This is a genomic window from Xanthomonas arboricola, from assembly GCF_003353015.1.
Classification (GTDB): Bacteria; Pseudomonadota; Gammaproteobacteria; order Xanthomonadales; family Xanthomonadaceae; genus Xanthomonas; species Xanthomonas arboricola_E.
This window is the reverse complement of record NZ_QREM01000009.1, coordinates 1,214,742-1,236,043: the sequence shown is the minus strand read 5'-3', so window position 1 is coordinate 1,236,043 and position 21,302 is coordinate 1,214,742. Positions and strand designations below refer to the sequence as shown.

Here is a 21,302-nt window from a genome sequence, read left to right as displayed (position 1 = left end):
ACCGGGCGTTTTTTTTGGGTGGATGCAGCTGCATCCCGCCATTGCGTGCGGGCGCTGCCCACGGCGTCGCGTCGCTGCGCCTCAACCACCGATTGGCTGCCCAGGCGCGTCCTGAGCCTGTATGGTGCGCGCATTCGGCCGGATGCCGACTCAGGGGTTATGCGTTGGAAACGATGATCGTGTCGGTGGTGCTGTTGCTGCTCGCGGTGCCGGTCGGGTTGGTGATCGCCCTGGTGTGGATCGCCGGGCTGCGGCGGCGCGTGGATGCGCTGGAACAGCGGCTTGCGCACTGGCAGGCCAGCGGCGCAGGCGGCGCGGACGCGGCGGCGGTGCACAGGCCAATGCAGTCGCCAGTCGGTACATGGGAGGCGCAAGAGGCGTCCGACCTCGGCCTGTCTGCGTCTGGCGCGGCTGAGCGGCCTGGCGCAGCAGATGTGCACGCGGCGCCGTCGCCGGTCGCGCCGATGCCGCCATCATTGCCTGCACAGGCGCCCGCATCTGCTACGGCACGCAGCGCAGTCCAGGCGCCGCCGCTGGCCCCTGCGCCTGCGGCGTTCGAGCAGCAAGCGCACGACGTGCCCTCCGGGCCGGGCCCGCTGGCGCGCGCGGCCAGCGCAGTGAAGCGCTGGTTCACCGAAGGCAACGTGCCGGTCAAGGTCGGCATGCTGGTGTTGCTGGCCGGTGTGGCGTCGCTGTTGAAGTACGCCAGTGACCAGGGCTGGATGCGCATGCCGATCGAGCTGCGGCTGGCCGGCATCAGTGTGCTGGCGCTCGCCGGCCTGCTCCTGGGCTGGAAGCAGCGCTTGCAGCGGCCCGGCTTTGCGTTGGCATTGCAGGGCGGGGCGATCGGCGGCTTGCTGCTGACGGTGTTTGCCGCGTTCAAGTTGTACGGACTGCTCGGCGCAGGCCTGGCGATGGGCATCAGCGTGGTGCTGATTGCCGGCATGTGCGTGCTGGCGGTGGTGCAGGACTCGCGCACGCTGGCGGTGCTGGGTGTGCTGGCCGGCTTCCTTGCGCCGATCTGGCTGTCTACCGGCAGCGGCAATCATGTGGCGCTGTTCGCGTATTACGCGGTGCTCAACGCCGGCATCGTGGCGATCGCCTGGACGCGTCCGTGGCGGGTGCTGAACCTGCTCGGATTCGCCTTCACCTTCGGCATCGGCACGCTGTGGGGCGCGCTGCAATACACCCCGGCGAAATTTGCCACCACCGAGCCGTTCCTGCTGCTGTTCTTCGCCATGTATGTGGCAATCCCGGTCCTGCACGCGCGGCGTGGCGATGGCAGTGCGGGCAAGCGCATCGACGGCAGCCTGTTGTTCGGCACCCCGCTGGTGGCCTTCGCGTTGCAGGCGCGCCTGCTCGATGGCGAGCGCCTGCCGTTGGCGCTGTGTGCGCTGGCGGTGGCTGCGCTGTACGCGGGCCTGGCCAGCTGGTTGCTGCGGCGTGCCTCCACGCGTGTGCTGGGCCAGGCGCACGCGATGCTGGCGGTCGCTTTTGCCACCCTGGCGGTGCCGCTGGCATTGTCGGCGCGTGCCACCGCCAGCGTCTTCGCGCTGGAAGGAGCCGGTCTGTTGTGGCTGGGGCTGCGCCAGCAGCGTCGTATCCCGCAGTTCAGCGGGGTGGCATTGCAGTTGCTGGCGGCGGTGGGTATCGCCTTCGGCGTGGATGCCTGGCGTTACGACGCGGTGGCGGTGGCCAACGCCACCTGCATGAGCACCCTGCTGCTTGCACTGGCCGGCTGGGCCAGTGCCTGGTTCCTGCGCGATGCAGGGCGGCCGCGCCGGGCGCTGGTGGCGTATCTGTGGGGGCTGGGCTGGTGGACGCTGTGCGGCGTGCACGAGATCCTGCGCTTTGCCGGCGATCTGCGCAGCGAGCCGGATCTGCTGCTGGGCTTTGTCGCGCTCAGCGTGTGGCTGGCCGCCGAGGTGCATCGGCGTCGCCCGGCAACGGCACTGGTGTGGACGACGGTGGTCGGGCTGGTGCTGGCGGCGCCGTTGGCGCTGTGGCAACGCCATGCGCATACGCAACCGTTCGCGCATTGGGGCGCGCTGGTCTGGCTGGCGTTGGCCGTGGCAGGCCTGCGCGCGCTGTGGTGCCTGCGCAGGCAGCACGGCGCAGGCGCGATGGCCGCACAGTTTGTCTGGTGGCTGCTGTGGCCCTTGGTGGTCGCGTTGGGCCTGGCCTGGCTGGCCGATGCGTTCATGCTCGCAAACGGCTGGCGTTGCGCCTTGCTGGCGGCGCCCTGGCTGAGCGTGGCGGCAGTGGGGCTGTTGCGCTGGCCGTGGCTGGCGTGGCCGCAAGGCGCCGGCTTCGATCGGGCACGCAACGCGCTGCTGGGTTGCCTGTTCGCGGTGCTGGGCAGCGGTTGGCTGATCGTGCTGCTGGACCCGGTGAGTGCCGCGCCGTTGCCGTGGCTGCCCGTGCTCAATCCGGCCGAGCTGGCGCAACTGGCGGTGCTGGCCTTGCTGGCGCGGTGGGCCTGGGCCGCGCAGGCGCCGTTGGTCGTGCACCGGTGGCGGGTGACTGCGCTGGGTGTCCTGGGCTGGGCCCTGGTCACCGGCAGCACCTTGCACAGCGTGCATCACTGGGGTGGCGTGGCATGGGATGCCGGCTTGATCGGCGCGACCCTGTCGCAGACCAGCCTGACCATCGTGTGGAGCGTGCTGGGCGTGCTGGGCTGGGTGATCGGCTCGCGGCGCGGTCAGCGTGGGCTATGGCTGGGCGGGGCGTTGCTGATGGGCCTGGTGCTGGCCAAGCTGGTGCTGGTCGACCGCCAGCATCTGGGCAATCTGCTCGGCATCGGCTCGTTCATGGCCTATGGCCTGTTGTGCACCGTGGTGGGCTACCTGGCACCGGCGCCGCCGCGCCAGCCGGTGGCCGACGCGCAGGCCGTCGGAGACGATGGCGTCGACAAGGACCAGGCATGAAATCGAGGCAATGGGGATGGCTGCTGCTGGTGCCGCTGCTGGCGCAGGCGGCCGACGTGCGCCAGGACTACCGGCAACAGTGGCCGCTGCAGGTGGCCGGCTCGGACGCCGGCCTGTATCAGCTGCGCTTGAACGCGGCGATCTATCGCAGCGCCCACGACGCAGCGCTGCGCGATGTCACGGTGATCGATGCGCGCGGCGAGGAGATGCCGGCGGCGCTGTTGCCGGTGGATGCCGCGCCGGCTGCCGCGCCGCGGCGGCAACGCCTGCCCGTGTTCGCGCTGCCGGCCGGTGCGGCGCCTGCCGACGGCGATCTGCAGCTGATCGCCGAACGCGATGCCAGTGGTGCGGTGCGGCGGCTGGAAGGCCGTTTTGCCACCGGTACCGCTGCAGGTGCCGGTGGCAGCTGGCTGATCGATGCCAGCGCATTGGGCGATCGTCCGCGTGCGCTGTGGCTGGACTGGGATGGCAACACGCCGGTGCAGGCCCGGCTGCGTGTGGAAGGCAGCGATGATCTGCGCGACTGGCGCGTGCTGGCCGCCGATGCCACCGTGATGGCGCTGGACAACCAGGCGCAGCGTCTGCAGCAACGCCGTATCGCGCTGGACGCGGGCGCGCGCTATCTGCGCATCGTGCCGGTGTCGGGCGCGCTGCCGGCCTTGCGCGCGGTCGATGCGGAACTGGACGGCATCGCTGCAGCTGCCCAGTCGGAATGGCTGGAGTTGCCGGGCACCGCACAGGACACGGCGATGCGGTATGCCTTGCCGGGGCGCTTTCCGGTCACCCAGGTCGATGTCAGCGGCGGTCAGGCCGAGGCGGTCGAATGGATCGTGGAAAGCCGTGATGCCGACGACGCGCCATGGCTGCGCCGCGCCGGGCCGTGGTTGGCGTATCGCCTCGGGGCCGGCAACGCCGCCGCGTCCCCGCCGCAACCGCTGTCGGCCCCGGTGCGCGATCGCCAATGGCGCCTGCTCGCCGCACAGGGCCGCAGCACTGCGAGGCCGACGCTGCGCGTGGGCTACCAGCCGGAGCGGATGATGTTCCTCGCCCAGGGGCAGCCGCCGTATGCGGTGGTCGCGGGCAGCGCGCGGGTGCAACGCGGCGACGCGCCACTGGCCTCGATGCTGCAGGCGCTGCGTCGCGAACGCGGCGCGCAGTGGCAACCGGCGCCGGCCAGCATCGCCGCGCGGGCGCAGCCGCTGGCCGGCGATGCCGCACTGCAGCCGGCCGCCGCGCCGCGCGACTGGAAGCGCTGGTTGCTGTGGGCACTGCTGATCGGCGGCGCCGTGCTGGTCGGCGGGTTCGCGGTGAGCCTGCTGCGCAGCCCGGCGGCCAATCGCAGCCCCTGACGACCACGCACGTCGCACGGCGGTTTGCCGCTGCGGCGCGAAGGTCCGACAATGGGCATCCCCCGTCGCCAAGGCAGCCGCATTGCCCGTCGTCCTCGACCGACCATCGCCCGCATCGCCAGCCGCATGGTTAGCGACATGCGCGGCAGGCAAGCTGCAATCTGCGCGATCTGCACGCGGGCCAGGCCACCTCGTGCGGCTGCTCCCAGCGCGTCGTCTGCCCGCGCAGCGCGCAGACATCGGCGCTCCATGCGGCAGCTGCTTTTTCGATTCCCCGATTCCCCATTCCCCATTCCCCATTCCCCATTCCCCATTCTCCATTCCCCATTCCCCATTCCCCATTCCCCAGACCTAGCGAGCTGACCCCATGTCCATCGTCCGCATGACCGACCTCGATCTCTCCGGCAAGCGCGTGCTGATCCGCCAGGATCTCAACGTGCCGATCGACAACGGCCAGATCACCTCCGAGCAGCGCATCACCGCCTCGGTGCCCACCATCAAGCTGGCGCTGGAAAAGGGCGCTGCAGTGATGGTCACCTCGCACCTGGGCCGTCCCAAGGAAGGCAGCTGGAGCGAAGAGGATTCGCTGGCGCCGGTGGCCGCGCGCCTGACCACCTTGCTGGGTGTCGAAGTCACGCTGGTGCGCGACTGGGTCGATGGCGTGGAGGTGGCGCCGGGCCAGGTGGTGCTGCTGGAGAACTGCCGCATGAACGTCGGCGAGGGCAAGGACGACGAGACGCTGGCGCGCAAGTACGCCGCGCTGTGCGATGTGTTCGTCATGGATGCCTTCGGCACTGCGCATCGCGCGCAGGCCTCCACCCATGGGGTGATCCGCTTTGCGCCGGTGGCTGCCGGCGGCCCGCTGTTGATGGCCGAACTCGATGCACTGGCCAAGGCACTGGACAACCCGGCCAAGCCGCTGCTGGCGATCGTGGCCGGCAGCAAGGTGTCCACCAAGCTGGAGCTGCTGTCCAACCTGGTCAACAAGGTCGACCAGCTGATCGTCGGCGGCGGCATCGCCAACACCTTCATCGCCGCGGCCGGGCATGACGTAGGCAAGTCCTTGAACGAGCCGGACCTGATTCCCACCGCCAACCAGATCGTGGCCGACGCCAAGACGCGCGGCGCGGAGATCCCGCTGCCCACCGACGTGGTCGTCGCCAAGCAGTTCCTGCCCGATGCCGAGGCGACGGTGAAGTCGCTCGATGCGGTGGAGGCCGACGATCTGATCCTGGACATCGGCCCGCAGACCGCCACGCGCTACGCCGAGCTGATCGCCAATGCCGGCACGGTGGTGTGGAACGGGCCGGTCGGCGTGTTCGAGTTCGAGCCCTTCAGCCACGGCACCGAAACCCTGGCGCGCGCGATCGCCAGCTCCAAGGCGTTCTCGATCGCCGGTGGCGGCGACACCCTGGCGGCGGTGGACAAGTACGACATCGCCAAGGACGTCACCTACATCTCCACCGGCGGCGGCGCGTTCCTGGAATTCCTGGAAGGCAAGACCCTGCCGGCGGTGGCGGCGCTCGAGGCGCGCGGCAAGTGAGTGCAGCCACGCTGTTCTTCGATCTGGACGGCACACTGGTCGATTCGGAGCCGGGCATCGTCGCCAGCATCGTGCATGCCTTCGACGCGGTGGGCCAGCCGCGTCCGTCGCCGCAGACCCTGCGCGCGTGGATCGGCCCGCCGCTGCGCGACAGCTTCAGCGACTGTTTTCCCGACGACCCGGCGTTGGTGCAGCGCACACTGGCGGCGTATCGCCAGCGTTACGACGCGGTGGGCTGGACCGAACTGAGCGTGTTCGACGGTATCGGCGAGGTCGTCATCGGCCTGCAGCGCGCCGGCCATCGCCTGGCGGTGGTGACCTCGAAGAACGAGCGCTACGCCCGCCGCATCGTCGAGCATCTGCCGTTCGGTGCCTGCTTCGAGAACGTGATCGGGGCCAGCGAAGACGGCGAGCGCCGTTTCAAGCCGGACCTGATTGCCGAAGCCTTGCGACGCCTGGACATCGCCAAGACCGGCTGCGTGATGATCGGCGACCGCCGGATGGATATCGATGGCGCCAACCATCACGGCATCCATAGCTTCGGCGTGTTGTGGGGCTTCGGCGACGAAGCCGAGCTGCGTGCTGCCGGCGCCGGTGCGATCGCACGCACCCCTGCCGAGTTGCGCGCGCTGATCGATGCACGGGACTGACCGACCACGCAGCCGCACGTAGTGCCAGGCGGACGCGGCCGATGCTCTCGCCAGTGGGTGGCAGCATGCGCACGCGGCGCGGGGCGTGCAGCGTCCGCGCTGCGGCGACCGCTCGCTGTCGTCCGGCGGGCGCCGCGGCCCGTCGGACCTTCACCGCTGCCGCGCTAGGGTGGCAGCCCACGGCAACAACCCGCCGCGCACCAGCGCGCCGCGGAAAGCGTACGTACTGTCCCGCACTGTCTTCAGGACATGCCGGAATGCGAGGGTGGCTATGCCGCAATGCCATCCTCGGTAGGTGACGCGTGTGTTAAGTTTCGCGGCTTTTACAGGGAGGCCATCATGAAAGAACGTCAACGCCGCACCAAGATCCTCGCCACGCTCGGACCGGCGACGGATCCGCCCGGTGTGCTGGAGGCCTTGTTCAAGGCGGGCGTCAACGTGGTGCGCCTCAACTTCAGCCATGGTGACCCGTCCGGCCAGGCCAAGCGCGCTGCCGAAGTGCGCGCCGCGGCCGTGCGCGTCGGAGCCGAAGTCGGCATCCTGGCCGACCTGCCGGGCCCGAAGATCCGCGTCGAGCGCTTCGCCGAAGGCAAGATCAAGCTGACCACCGGCGAGCGTTTCGACCTGGTGGCCGATCCCAATGCGCCTGCGGGCGACCAGCACCAGGTCGGCGTCAGCTACCTGGGCCTGCCGCAGGACGTGACCGCCGGCGACGTGCTGCTGCTGGACGATGGCCTGGTGCAGCTGCAGGTGACCGAGGTGCAGGGTCAGCGCATCGTCACCACCGTGCTCAACGACGGCGTGCTGTCCGATCGCAAGGGCCTGAACAAGCAGGGCGGCGGCCTGTCGCTGGGCGCGCTGACCGAGCGCGACAAGGAACTGATCGGCATCGTCGCCAAGATCGGCGTGGACTTCATCGCGGTGTCGTTCTGCCGCAACGCCGAAGACATGAACGATGCGCGCCGCATTGCGCGTCAGCACGGCTGCGATGCCGCGCTGGTGTCCAAGATCGAGCGCACCGAAGCGATCGAGAACCTGGTCGAGATCGTCGAGGCCTCCGACGTGGTGATGGTGGCGCGCGGCGATCTGGGCGTGGAAATCGGCGATGCCGAATTGCCGGGCCTGCAGAAGAAGATCATCCGCGAGTCGCTGGCGCAGAACAAAGTGGTGATCACCGCCACGCAGATGCTGCAGTCGATGGTGGAAAGCCCGATCCCGACCCGCGCCGAGGTGCTGGACGTGGCCAATGCGGTCATCGACGGCACCGATGCGGTGATGCTCTCGGCCGAGACCGCGGCCGGCGCCTACCCGGTGCGTGCGGTGGAAGCGATGGCACGCATCTGCCTGGGGGCCGAGCGCCAGTTCGAGTTCGACACCGACTTCGAAGCGGCGCAACGCAACCTGCAGCGCGCCGACCAGGCGATCGCGATGGCGACCATGTTCCTGTCCGAGCACATCGGTCTGGCCGGTGTGGTCGCATTGACCGAGTCCGGCGGCACGCCGCGCTACCTGTCGCGCTTCCGTTCCAACATGCCGATCTACGCCTTCACCCGTCACGACGGCGCGCGCCGCCACATGGCGATGATGCGTGGCGTGTTCCCGATCAGCTTCGACAGCCGCGGCCTGACCCCGCGCGAAGCCGCACGTGCGGCGATCCGCCTGCTGGTCGAGAACGAGCGCATGGGGCCCGGCGCCCGCGTGGTGTTCACCAGCGGCGAGCACATGGAAACCCATGGCGCCACCAACACGCTGCGTCTGCTGGAAGTGGGCGAGGACGGCCGCGCCAGCGGCCTGGGCGAGCTGTAGTCACGTCGCTGTTGTGATGACGGCGCGCGTCTACGGACGCGCACCGTGATGCGATCGCACGTACACACAACGGCGGCCTGCGGGTCGCCGTTGTGCTGTGCGGGGTTTTTGGCTGGCGTGCTTGCCGATGGTTTGCACATGCAAAACGCCAGGGTTGTCTTGCCTGCTGTCCTGCAAGCGATGACGGCGGCAACACGCCGTGCCGGCACGTAGGCACATCACGGTGCGCGCCGCGCCACACATCCTGTCATGCAGCACGCGTGTAATCGGTTGCAGGCATTCCGTGAAGGAATGTGTACGACTTTCGTCGCTATACTTTCGTTCTCCCCCGCAGCTGCCACAGGAACTACATGAGCATCGAACAGCTTGCCGAAACCGCCCAGGCCATGGTTGCCCCGGGCAAGGGCATCATCGCCATCGACGAATCGACCAGCACGATCGCCAAGCGTTTTGCCAGCGTCGGCATCGAGAACATCGAAGAAAACCGTCGCGCCTACCGCGAACTGCTGCTGACCACCCCCAAGCTGAGCGACTACATCTCCGGCGCGATCCTGTTCGACGAGACCATCCGCCAGAAGACCAAGGACGGCGTGCCGTTCGCCGAGTACATGACCGCCCACGGCATCATCCCGGGCATCAAGGTCGACAAGGGCGCGCAGCCGCTGGCCGGCATGCCGGGCGAGCTGGTCACCGAGGGCCTGGACGGCCTGCGCGCGCGCCTGGAGGAGTACTACACGCTGGGCGCACGCTTCGCCAAGTGGCGTGCGGTCATCAACATTGGCGAGGACATCCCGTCCGGCACCTGCATCGAGGCCAACTCGCATGCGCTGGCACGTTATGCCGCGCTGTGCCAGGAACAGGGCCTGGTGCCGATGGTCGAGCCGGAAGTGATCATGGACGGCAACCACGACATCGAGACCTGCTACGAAGTCACCGAGGCCACGCTGCGTTCGCTGTTCGGCGCACTGTATGAGCAGAATGTCGTGCTCGAAGGCACCATCCTGAAGGCCTCGATGGTCATTTCCGGCAAGGGCTGCGACGAGCAGGCCAGCGTCGAGGAAGTGGCCGAGTCCACCGTGATGTGCCTGAAGTCCACCGTGCCGGCGATCCTGCCGGGCATCGTGTTCCTGTCCGGCGGCCAGACCGACGAGCAGTCCACCGCGCACCTCAACGAGATGCACCAGCTCGGCAACCTGCCGTGGCCGCTGAGCTTCTCGTATGGCCGCGCGATGCAGCAGGCCGCACTGAAGCTGTGGGCCAAGGACATGACCGGCAACTTTGCCAAGGCGCAGCAGATCATCTATGAGCGCGCCAAGGAAAACGGCCTGGCCGCGCTGGGCAAGTGGAAGGGGTGATCGGTTTGCCGGCCGCTTCATGGCCGGACCACACCTAGCGAGACGCCGGCAGCGATGCCGGCGTTTTCGTTTGCATGGGTTGCCCCGCGTCCGCACGACTGGCCAAACGCAACGAGCGCCTCGCGGCGCCCGTCATCCCCACGCCGCCTGATCGCAGGCGTCAGGCGGCAGCGGTTTCCTGCGCAGCCAGCGCTTGCTGGTAGGCCTTGAACGTCGCTTCGTTATAGGCCACCAGCACGATGTGCTTGGGCACCTTGTGCGAGCGCTGCCAGTCGCGGGTTTCGGTCACGGCGATGCGTGCGGCCTGATACAGCGGATAACCGTAGATGCCGCAGCTGATGGCCGGAAACGCGATCGAATGCAGCATCATCTGCTCGGCCAGCTTCAACGATTGCCAGTAGCAGTTGGCCAGTTGTTCCGGCTCGTTGTGCTTGCCGTCGCGCCAGACCGGGCCGACGGTATGAAAGACATGCCGCGCCTTGAGGTCGAACCCGTCGGTGATGCGGATTTCGCCGGTGGGGCAGCGCACGCCCGGGCGCACCTGCGGCAGTGCCTCGCAGGCCTGCAGCAGGCGCGGGCCGGCTGCGCGATGGATGGCGCCGTCCACGCCGCCGCCGCCCAGCAGTGATTCGTTGGCGGCGTTGACGATGACGTCAACGTCGAGTTCGGTGATGTCGCCTTGCCAGACTTCGATCTTCATATGCCGATAATTATGGGATTTGCATGAGGAACGCGTGACGGGGCGCACGTTGTGGAACGGGCACGCTATCGCCCATTCATCTCATCTGCTGCGATTGCCGAAAACGGCCAGGGCGGTCGCGTGACGGGAGGCATGCGAACCCGCCGACGTGATCGATCGGCTCAATCGCCGGTCAGCCATGTCCGACGCGCCAGGACCTACAGCCAGCGTCGTACGCGCGCGCAATAGGCGCTGTACTGGCGGCCGAATTCATGGCGCAGGCGCGCTTCTTCGAACGGAATCACATACCGCTGCAGGGCCAGCCAGGGCAGTGGCAGCAACGCGACCGCCCACAGCAGGCCAAGCTGCAGGCACAGGCCGACATAGCTGAGCACCAGCGCCAGGTACATCGGGTTGCGGGTGAAGCGGTACGGGCCATCAAGCACCAGCCGCGAGGGATGGCCGCCCGGCATGATGGTGGTGCGCCCGCGCGCGAACAGCCTGAAGCAGCTCACTGCCAGCGCCAGCCCCAGACAGGCGATCACGCCGCCGGCCAGCTCGATCCAGGCCAGTGGCACTGGCGGCGGCAATGGCAGCGCCAGTGCGCCCTGCAGCCAGGCGCCCAGGCCCAGGGCCAGCGCAAAGTGCGCAGGCGAGGTGATCTTGACCAGCCATGGCGCCCGCGAGACGCGGGTGTCGCTGTGTCCATAGGGCCGGTTGCTCACGATGATTCTCCCTGCATCACACCGTTATCTTAACGTTTCCTTGACATGGGCGGGAGTGCGCGCGGGGCGGGAGTGCGCGCTGCGCGACGGACGGCATCCGCAAGGCACGGGGCCATCGGGCCTGGCCGCAGTCGCACGCGGATACACGCCGGAGCAGGCCGGGGCGATGTGTGGATCGACCACAAGCACACAGGCCGCGCTGTGGGCGCGGCCTGTGCGTGCAAACCAACCATGTGATCGCTCAGGGCAGACCGGCCAGCCAGTCGTCGTCGGAGCCTTCGTTGATGTCGGCAAACAGCGGCGTGGAGAAGTAGCGCTCGCCGGTATCGGGCAGCATCGCCAGCACCACTGCGCCGGGCGCCGCGTTGTCGGCCACGCGCAATGCGGTGGCGACGGTGGCGCCGCCGGAGATGCCGGTGAAGATGCCTTCTTCGGCGGCCAGGCGGCGCGCCACGCTGATCGCGTCGGTGTCTTCCACGCTCAGCACCTCGTGGGCGACCTCGCGGTTGAGGACCTCGGGGACGAAGTCCGGGGTCCAGCCCTGGATCTTGTGCGGCTTCCAGTCCTGGCCCTGCAGCAAGGCGGCGCCGGCCGGCTCGGTGGCGGTGATGCGCACTTCCGGGCGGGCCAGGCGCAGCACTTCGCCCACGCCGGTGAGCGTGCCGCCGGTGCCCCAGCCGGTGACGAAATGGTCCAGCCGGTGGCCGGCGAAGTCGCGCAGGATTTCGGCCGCGGTGGTGTTGCGGTGGTAGGCCGGATTGGCCGGGTTGGCGAACTGGCTGGCCAGGAACCAGCCGTGCTGCTCGGCCAGTTCCCTGGCCTTGCGCACCATGCCGCTGCCGCGCTCGGCGGCCGGGGTCAGGATCACCTTGGCGCCATAGGCGCGCATCAGCTTGCGGCGCTCGATGGAGAAGGTTTCCACCATGGTGGCGACGAACTTGTAGCCGCGCGCGGCCGCGACCATGGCCAGCGCCACGCCGGTATTGCCGGAGGTGGCTTCCACGATGGTGTCGCCGGGCTTGAGCAGGCCGCGTTGTTCGGCGTCGAGGATGATCGCCAGCGCCAGGCGGTCCTTGACCGAGCCGCCCGGATTGAACGACTCGACCTTGACGTACAAGGTCACGTGCGCGGGCGCGAGCCGGTTGAGTTTGACCACCGGGGTACGGCCGATGGTGTCGAGGATGTTGTCGTACAGGGCCATGGGGTCTCCGTCGGGATCAGGCTGCGTGGGCGAGTGTGGGCGCGTCGGGCGTTGCGATGGGTGAGTGCGGGGGCGGCTGCGCGGCCAGCGGCGCTGCGCCGAACCAGTGCAGGCTGGCGGCCAGCCCGGCGACCTCGCCCAGGATCAGCAGGGCGGGCGCACGCACGGCGTGCTGCTGCGCGGTGGCGGCCAGGCTGGCGAGCGTGCCGGTGATCACGCGTTGCTGCGGGCGCGAGCCGTTTTCCACCAGCGCGAACGGGGTGGCGGGCGCACGGCCGGCCTGCAGCAGGCGTTGCTGGATGCCCTCCAGGCCGGCCACGCCCATGTAGAAGGCCAGGGTCTGGCGCTCCTGGCCAAGCGCCTGCCAGTCCAGCGTGTCCAGCGAATCCTTGCAGTGCGCGGTGATCAGCCGCAGCGATTGCGCGTGGTCGCGGTGGGTCAGCGGAATGCCGGCGTAGGCGGCGCAGGCGATTGCGGCGGTGATGCCGGGGATGACCTGGAAGCCGATGCCGTGGTCGCGCAGGAATTCCAGCTCTTCGCCGCCGCGGCCGAACACGAACGGGTCGCCGCCCTTCAGCCGCACCACCCGACGCCCGGCGCGGGCGTGCGCCAGCATCAGCGCGTGGATCTGCTCCTGGCGCGTGCTGTGGCCCTGGGCGGCCTTGCCGACTTCCACGCGCACAGCGTCGCGCCGGGCCAGGTGCAGGATCTGCGGGCTGACCAGGCGGTCGTAGAGCAGCACATCGGCCTGCCGCAGTGCACGCATCGCATGCCGGGTGAGCAGGCCGGGGTCGCCGGGACCGGCTCCGACCAGGGTCACGCTGCCGGGGGAGAGCTGGCCGACCGCGGTACGGGGCGCCGGGGACCGCACGGAGGGCGCTGCCGCAGCGGCGGGCGTGGCGTCGTGGGTGAGCAGGCGGCGCGCGCTGGCTGCGGCGCGCAGGGCGTCGTTGAGGTCAGGCGCCGTGCTGGCGGCGACGGTGAGCCAGACCGGTTGATCGGGCAGGTCGAGCCAGGCCGGCTCGAACTGCCCCACCAGCCAGCGCAGCCGCCCGGCCTGCGCCCAGGCGCGCAACTGCGGGTTGAGCTCCGGTGCGCCCACCAGCGGCACGGCGCCGGCCTGCAACAGCGCGGACGTGGCGCGCTCGGCCGCGGCGCCGCCGCCGATCACCAGGACGGCACGGCCACGCAGGTCGGCAAGAAGCGGGAACACAGAGGGCACGGCCAGCGCATCGAGAGGGGAGGGCCAGACCGTAACGCCGGCATATAGCCGTCGGAAATGACTTCATACACCCTGAAAATAGCGTTCGGTTATAAGCTGGCCTGCAGAACTCCTCTACAGTCGAGTCCTTCGTGGCGCCTCGCGCTTTTTTGGATATAAGCCCATGACGCTGACCCAACTCCGCTATCTGGTCGCCATCGCCGATGCCGAGCTCAACATCACGCTCGCGGCCGCGCGGGTGCATGCGACCCAGCCCGGCCTGTCCAAGCAGCTCAAGCAGCTGGAGGACGAGCTGGGCTTTCTGCTGTTCGTGCGCAAGGGACGCAGCCTGGACGCGGTGACGCCGGCCGGCGTGGAAGTGATCGAGCGTGCGCGCTCGGTGCTGTCGGAAGCCAACAACATCCGCACCTACGCGGCCAACCAGCGCCGCGAGAGCCAGGGCCAGCTGACCCTGACCACCACCCATACCCAGGCGCGCTTCGTGCTGCCGCCGGCGGTGGCGCAGATCAAGCACGCCTATCCGCAGGTCAGCGTGCACCTGCAGCAGGCCGCCGAAAGCGCGGCGCTGGACCTGCTCAGCCAGGGCGATGCGGATATCGCGGTGGTCAGCACCGCCGGTGGCGAACCCAGCGCCGGCATCGCGGTGCCCCTGTATCGCTGGCGTCGGCTGGTGATCGTGCAGCGCGGCCATCCGCTGGACCAGGCGCGCACTGCGCCGGACATGCAGGCGCTGTCGCAGCACCCGTTGATCAGCTACGAGTCCTCCACGCGGCCGGGCTCCTCGCTGCAGCGCGCATTCGCGCAGGTCGGGCTGGAGCCGAGCATCGCGCTGACCGCGCTGGATGCGGACCTGATCAAGACCTATGTGCGTGCGGGGCTGGGCGTGGGGCTGGTGGCGGAAATGGCGGTCAGCGCCAGCGACGAGGACCTGCGCGCCTGGCCGGCACCGGCGCCGATCGCCGAGTGCATCGCCTGGGCGGTGCTGCCGCGCGACCGCGTGCTGCGCGACTACGCGTTGGATCTGGTGCACGTGCTGGCGCCGCAGATCGACAAGCGCGACCTGCGCCGCGTGCTGGACGGCAACCAGGCCCCGGCCTGGCCGTTGCCGCCGACCTGGGAATCGCTGACCCAGACCATTACCAGCTGAGCGGCCTGACGATGACCGCTCCGCGCACCCGGCTGGCTGCACGCGGGTCCCGTTCGCCACCGTGGCGCCGGACCCGGTGACCGCGCCCCTGCGCCCGCCACTGAGCAGGCTCTGGTTGCCCGACCAGGACGGCGGCACGGCCCTGCAGCTGACGGCAAGCGTCGAGGGACGCGAGCATGCGCTGCTGACGGTGCTGGCCGATCCCCGGGACGAGTCGCTATGGGTGGCCGTGCAGGCCGATGGCACCCAGGTGCAGGTCCCGCTGGCGGTGCTGCGCCAGCTGTTGGAGGTTGCAACGGACCAGGTGCATTCGGCGGACTGGTTCGCACGCCAGGATGCGGCCGATTCGGAGGGTTGAGACGGTCGGCGACGGCATGCGCTGCTGCACTGCAGCGTCCGTGCACCCTGAGAAAATACTCTTCCATCAATCACTTGCGCAGTCGCGCAGGGTGATCCGGAACGCGCGCTGTCGGTGATTCTCCCTGCCGCTGTAAGGGCCGCGGCGGCGGCGTGGTCTGGCCGCATCAAGTTGGGCGCCGCGCCGTCGTAAATCCTTATAGCAACCATAACGCGACACTCCCGGACGTCTAGGGGTGGACGGCGCAGGACCGGCACTGCAGTCCATCGCATGACCGGTCTGTCGGTCGGTGTCGTCAAGCGGTTGCCAGCGCTGTCGCCCTGTTGCGCGAGGCTGCGCGATGGAGCGACTGGCGCACCCAGGTCCCTGGGGAGAGGCCTGGCGTGCTTGGCGGCGGATCCGGGTCGGGAGCCCGGGTCCGCCTTTTTTTGCGGTACGGCCGGGCGGGAATCGCCGGTCTGCGCGGGGCCGGCCAGCTGGCGCAATCCGCTGCGCGGGCTCGACGCTTTGCCGCGGCGCTGCCGGGCGTGGGCGTCAGGCCAGCGGGATGCGTACCGAAAAGCAGGTGCCGCCGCTTGGGCGTGGGCGCACATCCACTTCGCAGCCCAGGGTTTCGGCGGTGCGGTGCACGATCCACAGGCCGATGCCCAGCCCGTCGCTGCGCGGGTCGGCCTGGCGGAAGGCCTGGAACACCTGTTCGGGGTGGTCCAGGTTCAGGCCGATGCCGCTGTCGATGATGTCCACCACCGCATGGCCGGGGCGGCGCCGGACGCCGACCAGCACGCGCCCGCGTTCGGTGTACTTGACCGCGTTGCCGATCAGGTTGCCGAGCAGGGTGGTCAGCAGCGTGGGATGGCTGCGCACGCGCAGCGAGGTGGGCACATGGCGCAAGGCCAGGCATTTGTCGATCGCCGGTTGCCGCCACACGCCCAGCACCGAATGCAGCACATCTTCCAGCGCCAGCGGTTGCAGGTCCGGCGTGGCGGTCTCGCTGGCGGCAGCCAGGGTGGCCAGCTCGTCGAGGTTGCGCGCCACCAGGTTGATCGCGTCGCGCGCGGTGACCAGGGTCGGGATGGAATCGACATTGGCATGCCGGCGCATCTTGTCGATGGCGTAGGCAGCGGTGCGCAGCGGGGTCTTCAGGTCGTGCCCGGCGATGGCCATCAGGCGACTGCGGTAGCGGTCGGATTCCTCGGCCAGCCGCAGCGCACGGCGCAGTTCCAGCTGCGCCATGGTCTGGCGCGCGAGTGCGCGCAGTGCATCGACCTGTTCGTCGCTGAGTTGGCGCGGCTGCCGGTCGAGCACGCACACCGTGCCCAGCGGCAGACCCTCGCTGGTCTTGAGCACGGCACCGGCATAGAAATGCAGCGGTAACTCGCCGGTGACCAGTGGATTGCGCGCAAAGCGGACGTCCTCGCGTGTGTCCGGAACCACCAGCACGTCGCTGTCGAGCAGCGCATGCGCGCACATCGACTTGAACAGCGGTGTCTCGCGCTCGCCCATGCCGAGCTCGCTCTTGAACCACTGCCGGTCGGCATCCACCAGGCTGATCAGTGCGATCGGGGTCTGGCAGATGATCGAGGCCAGCCTGGTGATGTCTTCGAACGCGGCCTCGCGCGGGGTGTCGAGAATGCCGTAGCTGCGCAGCGCCTGCAGGCGCAGTGCCTCGCTCGGCGGCTTGGCAGCGCAGGGAAGGGGCTCGGCCGCTGGATCGGACAGGACGGTGCTCATGCGCGCGCAGGGTGACTGGAGTGAGGTGCAAGCATAGGGCATGCCAGGGCCTGCCACGCGTGCGCTGTCATGTCCACGGACGGAACTGTGACTACCGGCCTGGACAACTGCCATGCCCACTCTCCGCGCTTGAACCTGCGGCTCGACGTGGTTTGCGTCCCAGGGCGGCAGATTCCGCCATCGGCACCCCGGCGTGCACGCTGGGCGATGACGCACGGGTGCGACATACGGTCGCGCGCCGGTCGCCGCCATCGCTCCCGCGGCGTGCGGCGCTTACACTCGCGCCATGCCATTGCTCCGTCGCCACCCCTGCCTGCACCTGCTTGCCTGTCTGGCCGTGCTGCTGATGCTGGTGGCACCGCTGATCAGCCGTTGGAGCCAGCCGCCGTCGGGCGAGCCGATGTGCACGAGCGGGCCGGCGCTGGCGGCGGACGGTTCGCTGCATGCCGGCCATCCGGCCATGCCGACACCGCCGGCTGCGCACCAGCATGACGCCGCTGCATCGCCAGCCGTGCCGCACAGCGGCGACCACGCCGCTGCACATGGCGAAGCCTGCGATTACTGCGTGCTGGCCGCGCGCCTGCTGCCATGGCTGGCGCTGTTGGTGCTGTGCCTGCTGCAACGGCGACCGGCGCCAGTGCCGGTGCACCGGCACGCGCGCGCCGCGGCGACGGTGCGTTGGGCCGCACTCGGGGCACGCGGGCCGCCGCTGCAGGCGTGAGTCCGGCCCCCATCGCGGGCGTCCGCTGCGCGGTATCGAGTGCGTGCCCGATCTTCCGGAGCGCCTGCACGCAGCTGCATGGACGACCCGCTTTCCTGACGTGATGCCTGTGCCCGCCGTCATGCCGCGGCGCACGGCGGTGTTGCCGTGCCGGCACGGCAAAGGCCTGGTCATGCGAGTGCGATTAGTGAAAACGCTGTGGTACGCGCCATCGTTGGCGCTGCTGTGTGGGTCTGCCTGCGATGCGCAGGCGCAGGATGCGGCATTGACGCTGGGCAAGGTGCAGGTGAGTGCGCAGCCGCAGCGCAGCCCGAACACGGCACGCGTGCTGAGTTCGGTGGATGTGATCGGAGGCGAGCTGCTGCACGATCAACACGTGGACTACAGCTGGGAGCTGCTGATGCGCGCGCCCGGCGTGCAGGTCACCCAGTTCCGCATGGGCACCGACGCGGGACGGTTCTCGTTCCGCGGCTTCAATGGCGAGGGGCGGATCAATGCGGTGAAGGTGCTGATCGACGGCATCCCCAGCAACGACAACGCCGGCGGCATGCCGTATCTGGATGCGGTATTCCCGCAGGACATCAGCGCGATCGAGATCGTGCGCGGTACCAACGATGCGCGTTATGGCCTGCATGCGATCGCCGGCAGTGTGGATGTGCTGACCCGTACCGGCGGCAACGATGGCCGGCTGAGCGTGACGGCCGGCAGTTTCGGTGCGCGCGAGGTGCAGTTGGGCAATGGCTTCGAACAGGGCGCGTGGAGCCAGAACTATGTGCTGGCCTGGCGCGACTCCGATGGCTATCGCGCGCATGCCGACGCGCGCAAACGCAGCGTGGCCGGCAAGTGGTTCTATACCGACCCCGATGGCGCCTTCCGTGCCGGGCTCACCACGCGGTACTACGACAATCATGCGCTGGAGGCGGGTTACCTGGATGCAGCCACTGCGCGTGCGGCGCCACGCCGTTCGCCGGGCTATGCGCAGGACGATCGCAGCGAACGCCAGCTGCGGCAGACCGCGTTGCATGCGGACGGCATGCTGGGCGCCACTGCGCAATGGAGTGCCAAGGCCTACCAGAACGACTACCGCAACCGGCGTTGGGTGCGCTTTTCCGCCGCCGGCCTGCAGCAGGAACGCGAGACCGACGAAACCCACCGCGGCCTGCTGTTGCGCGGCAACTGGCAGCCGGATTGGGGCGCGCTGGTGGCCAATCTCGAAGCCGGCGTGGACGCGCAGTGGCAGGACAATCAGTCGCAGCGTTACCGCACCGTGGCACGGGTGCGCGGCGCGCAACTGCGTGACTGGGAGTACACCCTGCGCACGCGCGGCGCCTATGTGCAGGCGGTGCTGACGCCGATCGAGCGGCTGCAGCTGGTGCCCGGCTATCGCATCGACCGCGTCGCTGGCGACCTGCACGACGTGCGTGCCGGCATCCACGCACCGACCTACGACTACGGCACCATCAAGCAACCCAAGTTCAGCGCCAGCTACCGGCTGGGCGGGCAAGGCAGCGCGTACGCCAATTGGGGGCGGACGTTCCAGATCGGCAGCGGCGACGGTGCGTACCGGCGTCAGCCCGGCAATCTGGGCCCGTCGATCAACGACGGCTGGGAAGCCGGTTTCAAGTTTGCGCCATCGGCGCTGCTGGATGGGCGGGTGGCGTATTGGGAGCAACGCGCCTCCGGCGAGGTGGCCACCATCCTGGGCGTCAATGGCGTGGCCGGTGCCGGCGATGTGGCCAATGTCGGGCGCACGCTGCGGCGCGGCTGGGATGCGCAACTGAACCTGCAGCCGGCCGACCACTGGCGGGCCTGGATGTCGTATTCGCGGCAAAAGGCCAGCATCGCCACGCCCGACCCGAGTGCGCCGGCCACGCGCGGCAAGGAGATCGAGAACGTGCCGCACTGGCTGGCCACCGCCGGGCTGGAGTGGCAGCTCACTGCGGCCGTGCAGCTGAGCGCCTGGGGCAATGCGCAAGGCGATTATTATCTGGAGCGCAGCAATACGCTGGGCCGCACCGGTGGGTACGCGCTGCTCAATCTGGGCGCGCGCTGGAACGTGGATGCGCGCAATGCGCTCAGCCTGCAGCTGCGCAATGTCACCGATCGCGCCTACGTGTACGCGTGGTACGACACGGGCAGTTCCGGCTATTCGCCCGGCGATGGACGTGCGCTGTCGCTGTCGTGGGACTGGAGCTTCTGATGCGCGCGATCACGGTCGATGACAGCGTCACCGGACCGCGCCGGGATGGTCGCTGGCGCTTCTATCGCGCGGTATGGCGCTGGCATTTCTATGCCGGCTTGCTGGTGTTGCCCTTCATCGTCTGGCTGGCGCTGACCGGTGCGGCGTTTCTGTACCAGGAGGCGATCGACCGCAGCGTGCACCACGGCTTGAAGGTCGTGCCGGCAGGCGAGGTGCGGGCGCCTGCGCAACGCCTGGTCGATGCGGCGCAGCGCAGGTATGGCGGCACCCTGTTTCGCTACACCACGCCCGGCCGCGCCGATGCCAGCGCCGAGATCGGGCTGGTCGATCCGCACGGTGCGCGGCAGGTGGTGTATGTCGACCCGTACCGCGCGCGTGTGCTTGGCACGCTGCCCGAGCATGGCACCCTGGCCTGGACGATTCGCCGGCTGCACAGTCTCGCCTTGGTCGGGCCGTTCGCGCGCGGGGTGATCGAGATGGCGGCCGGCTGGTCGATCGTGCTGGTGCTCACCGGCATGTACCTGTGGTGGCCGCGCGGGCGCCGCGGCGGGGTGGTCAACGTGCGCGGCAAGCCGGCGCAACGGCTGTTCTGGCGCGATCTGCATGCGGTGACCGGCGCGGGCGTCGGCGCAGTCTTGCTGTTCCTGGCGCTGACCGGGATGCCGTGGTCGTGGCTCTGGGGCGCGCAGGTCAATCGCTGGGTCAATGGGCACGACTTCGGCTACCCGGCCGGCCTGCGGGTGCAGCAGCCGATGTCGCAACAGCGCTTGACCGAGACGACCGACCCGGCGTGGTCGTTGCGGCAGGCGCGCGTGCCGGAGTCTGTGGTGCCTGGGCGTGAAGCCGTGGGGGTGGCTGAGGGGCTGCATGACGGTCGGGTGGGCGTGACGCTGGCGGAACACTCGGAACACTCGGAACACTCGGAACACGCGGAACACGCGGAACACGCGGAACACGCGGAACAGCCAGGCCCGTCAGAACACGCGGTGCAGTCGGACCATGCCGCCCACGGCGGCACCGGCCACGTCGCAGCGCCGGGGCACGGTGCGATCGGGCTGGATGCGGCGATGGCGCGGTTCACTGCGCTCGGCATCGTGCCGGGCTACAGCGTCTTGCCGCCACGTGGCGCCACCGGCGTGTACACCGCTTCGGTGTATCCGGCCGACCTGCAGCACCAGCGCGTGATCCATCTGGATCAGTACAGCGGTGCGGTGCTGCTGGACATGCGCTATCGCGATTACGGGCCGGTCGGGCGGGCGCTGGAATGGGGCATCAACGTGCACCTGGGCCAGCAGTACGGCACCGCCAATCAGCTGATCCTGTTGCTGGCGTGCGCGGCGATCGTGCTGCTGTGCGTGAGCGCGGCGGTGATGTGGTGGAAACGTCGCCCGCTCGGCGGCCTGGGTGTGCCGCCATTGCCGGCAGATCCGCGCACGCTGCGCGGTCTGCTGGTGCTGCTGGCGATCTGCGGGCTGATCTTCCCGCTGGTCGGGGTGTCGTTGCTGCTGATGTGGTTGCTGGATCGCTACTGGATGCAGCGCACTCAGGCGCGTGGCCTCGGGCCATGAGCGCTTGTATGTCGCTTCAATGCGTCGAGGACTTATCGAGGCCGTGATGCGCCCGGCGCTGGGCCCGCCGGAAGACGCGACGCGTGGTGGCGCCTGCACGCCCCGTCACAGCCGGGCAAG

At 69.2% G+C, this 21,302-nt stretch carries 16 protein-coding genes; 11 read left to right on the top strand and 5 right to left on the bottom strand.

Going from position 1 to position 21,302, the window contains the following annotated elements:
• Window positions 1-173: 173 nt before the first annotated feature.
• The 6 genes from C0541_RS15860 (at window position 174) to C0541_RS15835 (ending at window position 9,630) form a co-directional block, all read left to right on the top strand.
• Window positions 174-2,927 carry a DUF2339 domain-containing protein gene (locus C0541_RS15860; protein ID WP_161960132.1) on the top strand — a complete coding sequence of 918 codons (2,754 nt, stop codon included), beginning with the start codon at window positions 174-176 and terminating at the stop codon, window positions 2,925-2,927.
• Window positions 2,924-4,276 (top strand): DUF3999 domain-containing protein, encoded by a 1,353-nt coding sequence (locus C0541_RS15855; RefSeq protein WP_115049794.1) that lies wholly within the window; start codon window positions 2,924-2,926, stop codon window positions 4,274-4,276. The genes C0541_RS15860 and C0541_RS15855 overlap by 4 nt, the downstream gene beginning before the upstream one ends.
• A gap of 367 nt (window positions 4,277-4,643) precedes the next feature.
• Window positions 4,644-5,819, top strand: coding sequence for a phosphoglycerate kinase (locus tag C0541_RS15850; RefSeq protein ID WP_115049792.1), 1,176 nt, complete (start codon window positions 4,644-4,646; stop codon window positions 5,817-5,819).
• Window positions 5,816-6,469, top strand: coding sequence for an HAD family hydrolase (locus tag C0541_RS15845; protein WP_115049790.1), 654 nt, complete (start codon window positions 5,816-5,818; stop codon window positions 6,467-6,469). Before C0541_RS15850 ends, C0541_RS15845 begins: the two co-directional genes overlap by 4 nt.
• Window positions 6,470-6,808: 339 nt before the next feature.
• Window positions 6,809-8,275, top strand: coding sequence for a pyruvate kinase (pyk, locus tag C0541_RS15840; protein WP_115049788.1), 1,467 nt, complete (start codon window positions 6,809-6,811; stop codon window positions 8,273-8,275).
• 350 nt (window positions 8,276-8,625) lie between these two features.
• Entirely contained in the window at window positions 8,626-9,630 is a 1,005-nt protein-coding gene (locus tag C0541_RS15835; RefSeq protein ID WP_115049786.1) for a class I fructose-bisphosphate aldolase, read from the top strand.
• 160 nt (window positions 9,631-9,790) lie between these two features.
• On the opposite strand, the gene C0541_RS15830 is transcribed toward C0541_RS15835, so the two are convergent.
• The 4 genes from C0541_RS15830 to cobA all read right to left on the bottom strand — a co-directional run bounded on the left by C0541_RS15830 (window position 9,791) and on the right by cobA (window position 13,457).
• Window positions 9,791-10,330, bottom strand: coding sequence for an O-acetyl-ADP-ribose deacetylase (locus C0541_RS15830; RefSeq protein WP_024938170.1), 540 nt, complete (start codon window positions 10,328-10,330; stop codon window positions 9,791-9,793).
• A gap of 197 nt (window positions 10,331-10,527) precedes the next feature.
• Window positions 10,528-11,034 carry a methyltransferase family protein gene (locus C0541_RS15825; protein ID WP_115049784.1) on the bottom strand — a complete coding sequence of 169 codons (507 nt, stop codon included), beginning with the start codon at window positions 11,032-11,034 and terminating at the stop codon, window positions 10,528-10,530.
• A gap of 241 nt (window positions 11,035-11,275) precedes the next feature.
• Window positions 11,276-12,235: a cysteine synthase A gene (gene cysK / locus C0541_RS15820; protein ID WP_115049782.1), complete on the bottom strand. Its 960-nt coding sequence runs from the start codon at window positions 12,233-12,235 to the stop codon at window positions 11,276-11,278.
• 16 nt (window positions 12,236-12,251) lie between these two features.
• A complete protein-coding gene (cobA, locus tag C0541_RS15815; RefSeq protein ID WP_115049781.1) occupies window positions 12,252-13,457 on the bottom strand; it encodes a uroporphyrinogen-III C-methyltransferase in 1,206 nt (401 codons plus the stop codon).
• Window positions 13,458-13,620: 163 nt separating this feature from the next.
• Here cobA and C0541_RS15810 point away from each other — a divergent pair, with 163 nt between their 5' ends.
• Both C0541_RS15810 and C0541_RS15805 read left to right on the top strand, forming a co-directional pair.
• Window positions 13,621-14,604, top strand: a complete 984-nt coding sequence (locus tag C0541_RS15810) for a LysR family transcriptional regulator (RefSeq protein WP_115049779.1) — start codon at window positions 13,621-13,623, stop codon at window positions 14,602-14,604.
• A gap of 76 nt (window positions 14,605-14,680) precedes the next feature.
• Window positions 14,681-14,962, top strand: a complete 282-nt coding sequence (locus tag C0541_RS15805; RefSeq protein WP_115050416.1) for a hypothetical protein — start codon at window positions 14,681-14,683, stop codon at window positions 14,960-14,962.
• Between the two features lie 534 nt (window positions 14,963-15,496).
• Here the strand turns inward: C0541_RS15805 and C0541_RS15800 are convergent.
• The gene (locus C0541_RS15800) at window positions 15,497-16,693 is read right to left on the bottom strand and encodes a sensor histidine kinase (protein WP_115049777.1); all 1,197 of its coding nucleotides are present in this window, start codon (window positions 16,691-16,693) and stop codon (window positions 15,497-15,499) included.
• Between the two features lie 286 nt (window positions 16,694-16,979).
• On the opposite strand from C0541_RS15800, the gene C0541_RS15795 reads away from it, so the two are divergent.
• From C0541_RS15795 to C0541_RS15785, 3 genes are all read left to right on the top strand, one after another.
• Window positions 16,980-17,414 carry a DUF2946 family protein gene (locus C0541_RS15795; protein WP_115049775.1) on the top strand — a complete coding sequence of 145 codons (435 nt, stop codon included), beginning with the start codon at window positions 16,980-16,982 and terminating at the stop codon, window positions 17,412-17,414.
• Window positions 17,415-17,610: 196 nt separating this feature from the next.
• Window positions 17,611-19,614: a TonB-dependent receptor gene (locus C0541_RS15790; protein ID WP_161960131.1), complete on the top strand. Its 2,004-nt coding sequence runs from the start codon at window positions 17,611-17,613 to the stop codon at window positions 19,612-19,614.
• Window positions 19,614-21,182 (top strand): PepSY-associated TM helix domain-containing protein, encoded by a 1,569-nt coding sequence (locus C0541_RS15785; protein ID WP_115049773.1) that lies wholly within the window; start codon window positions 19,614-19,616, stop codon window positions 21,180-21,182. The genes C0541_RS15790 and C0541_RS15785 overlap by 1 nt, the downstream gene beginning before the upstream one ends.
• Window positions 21,183-21,302 lie beyond the last annotated feature (120 nt).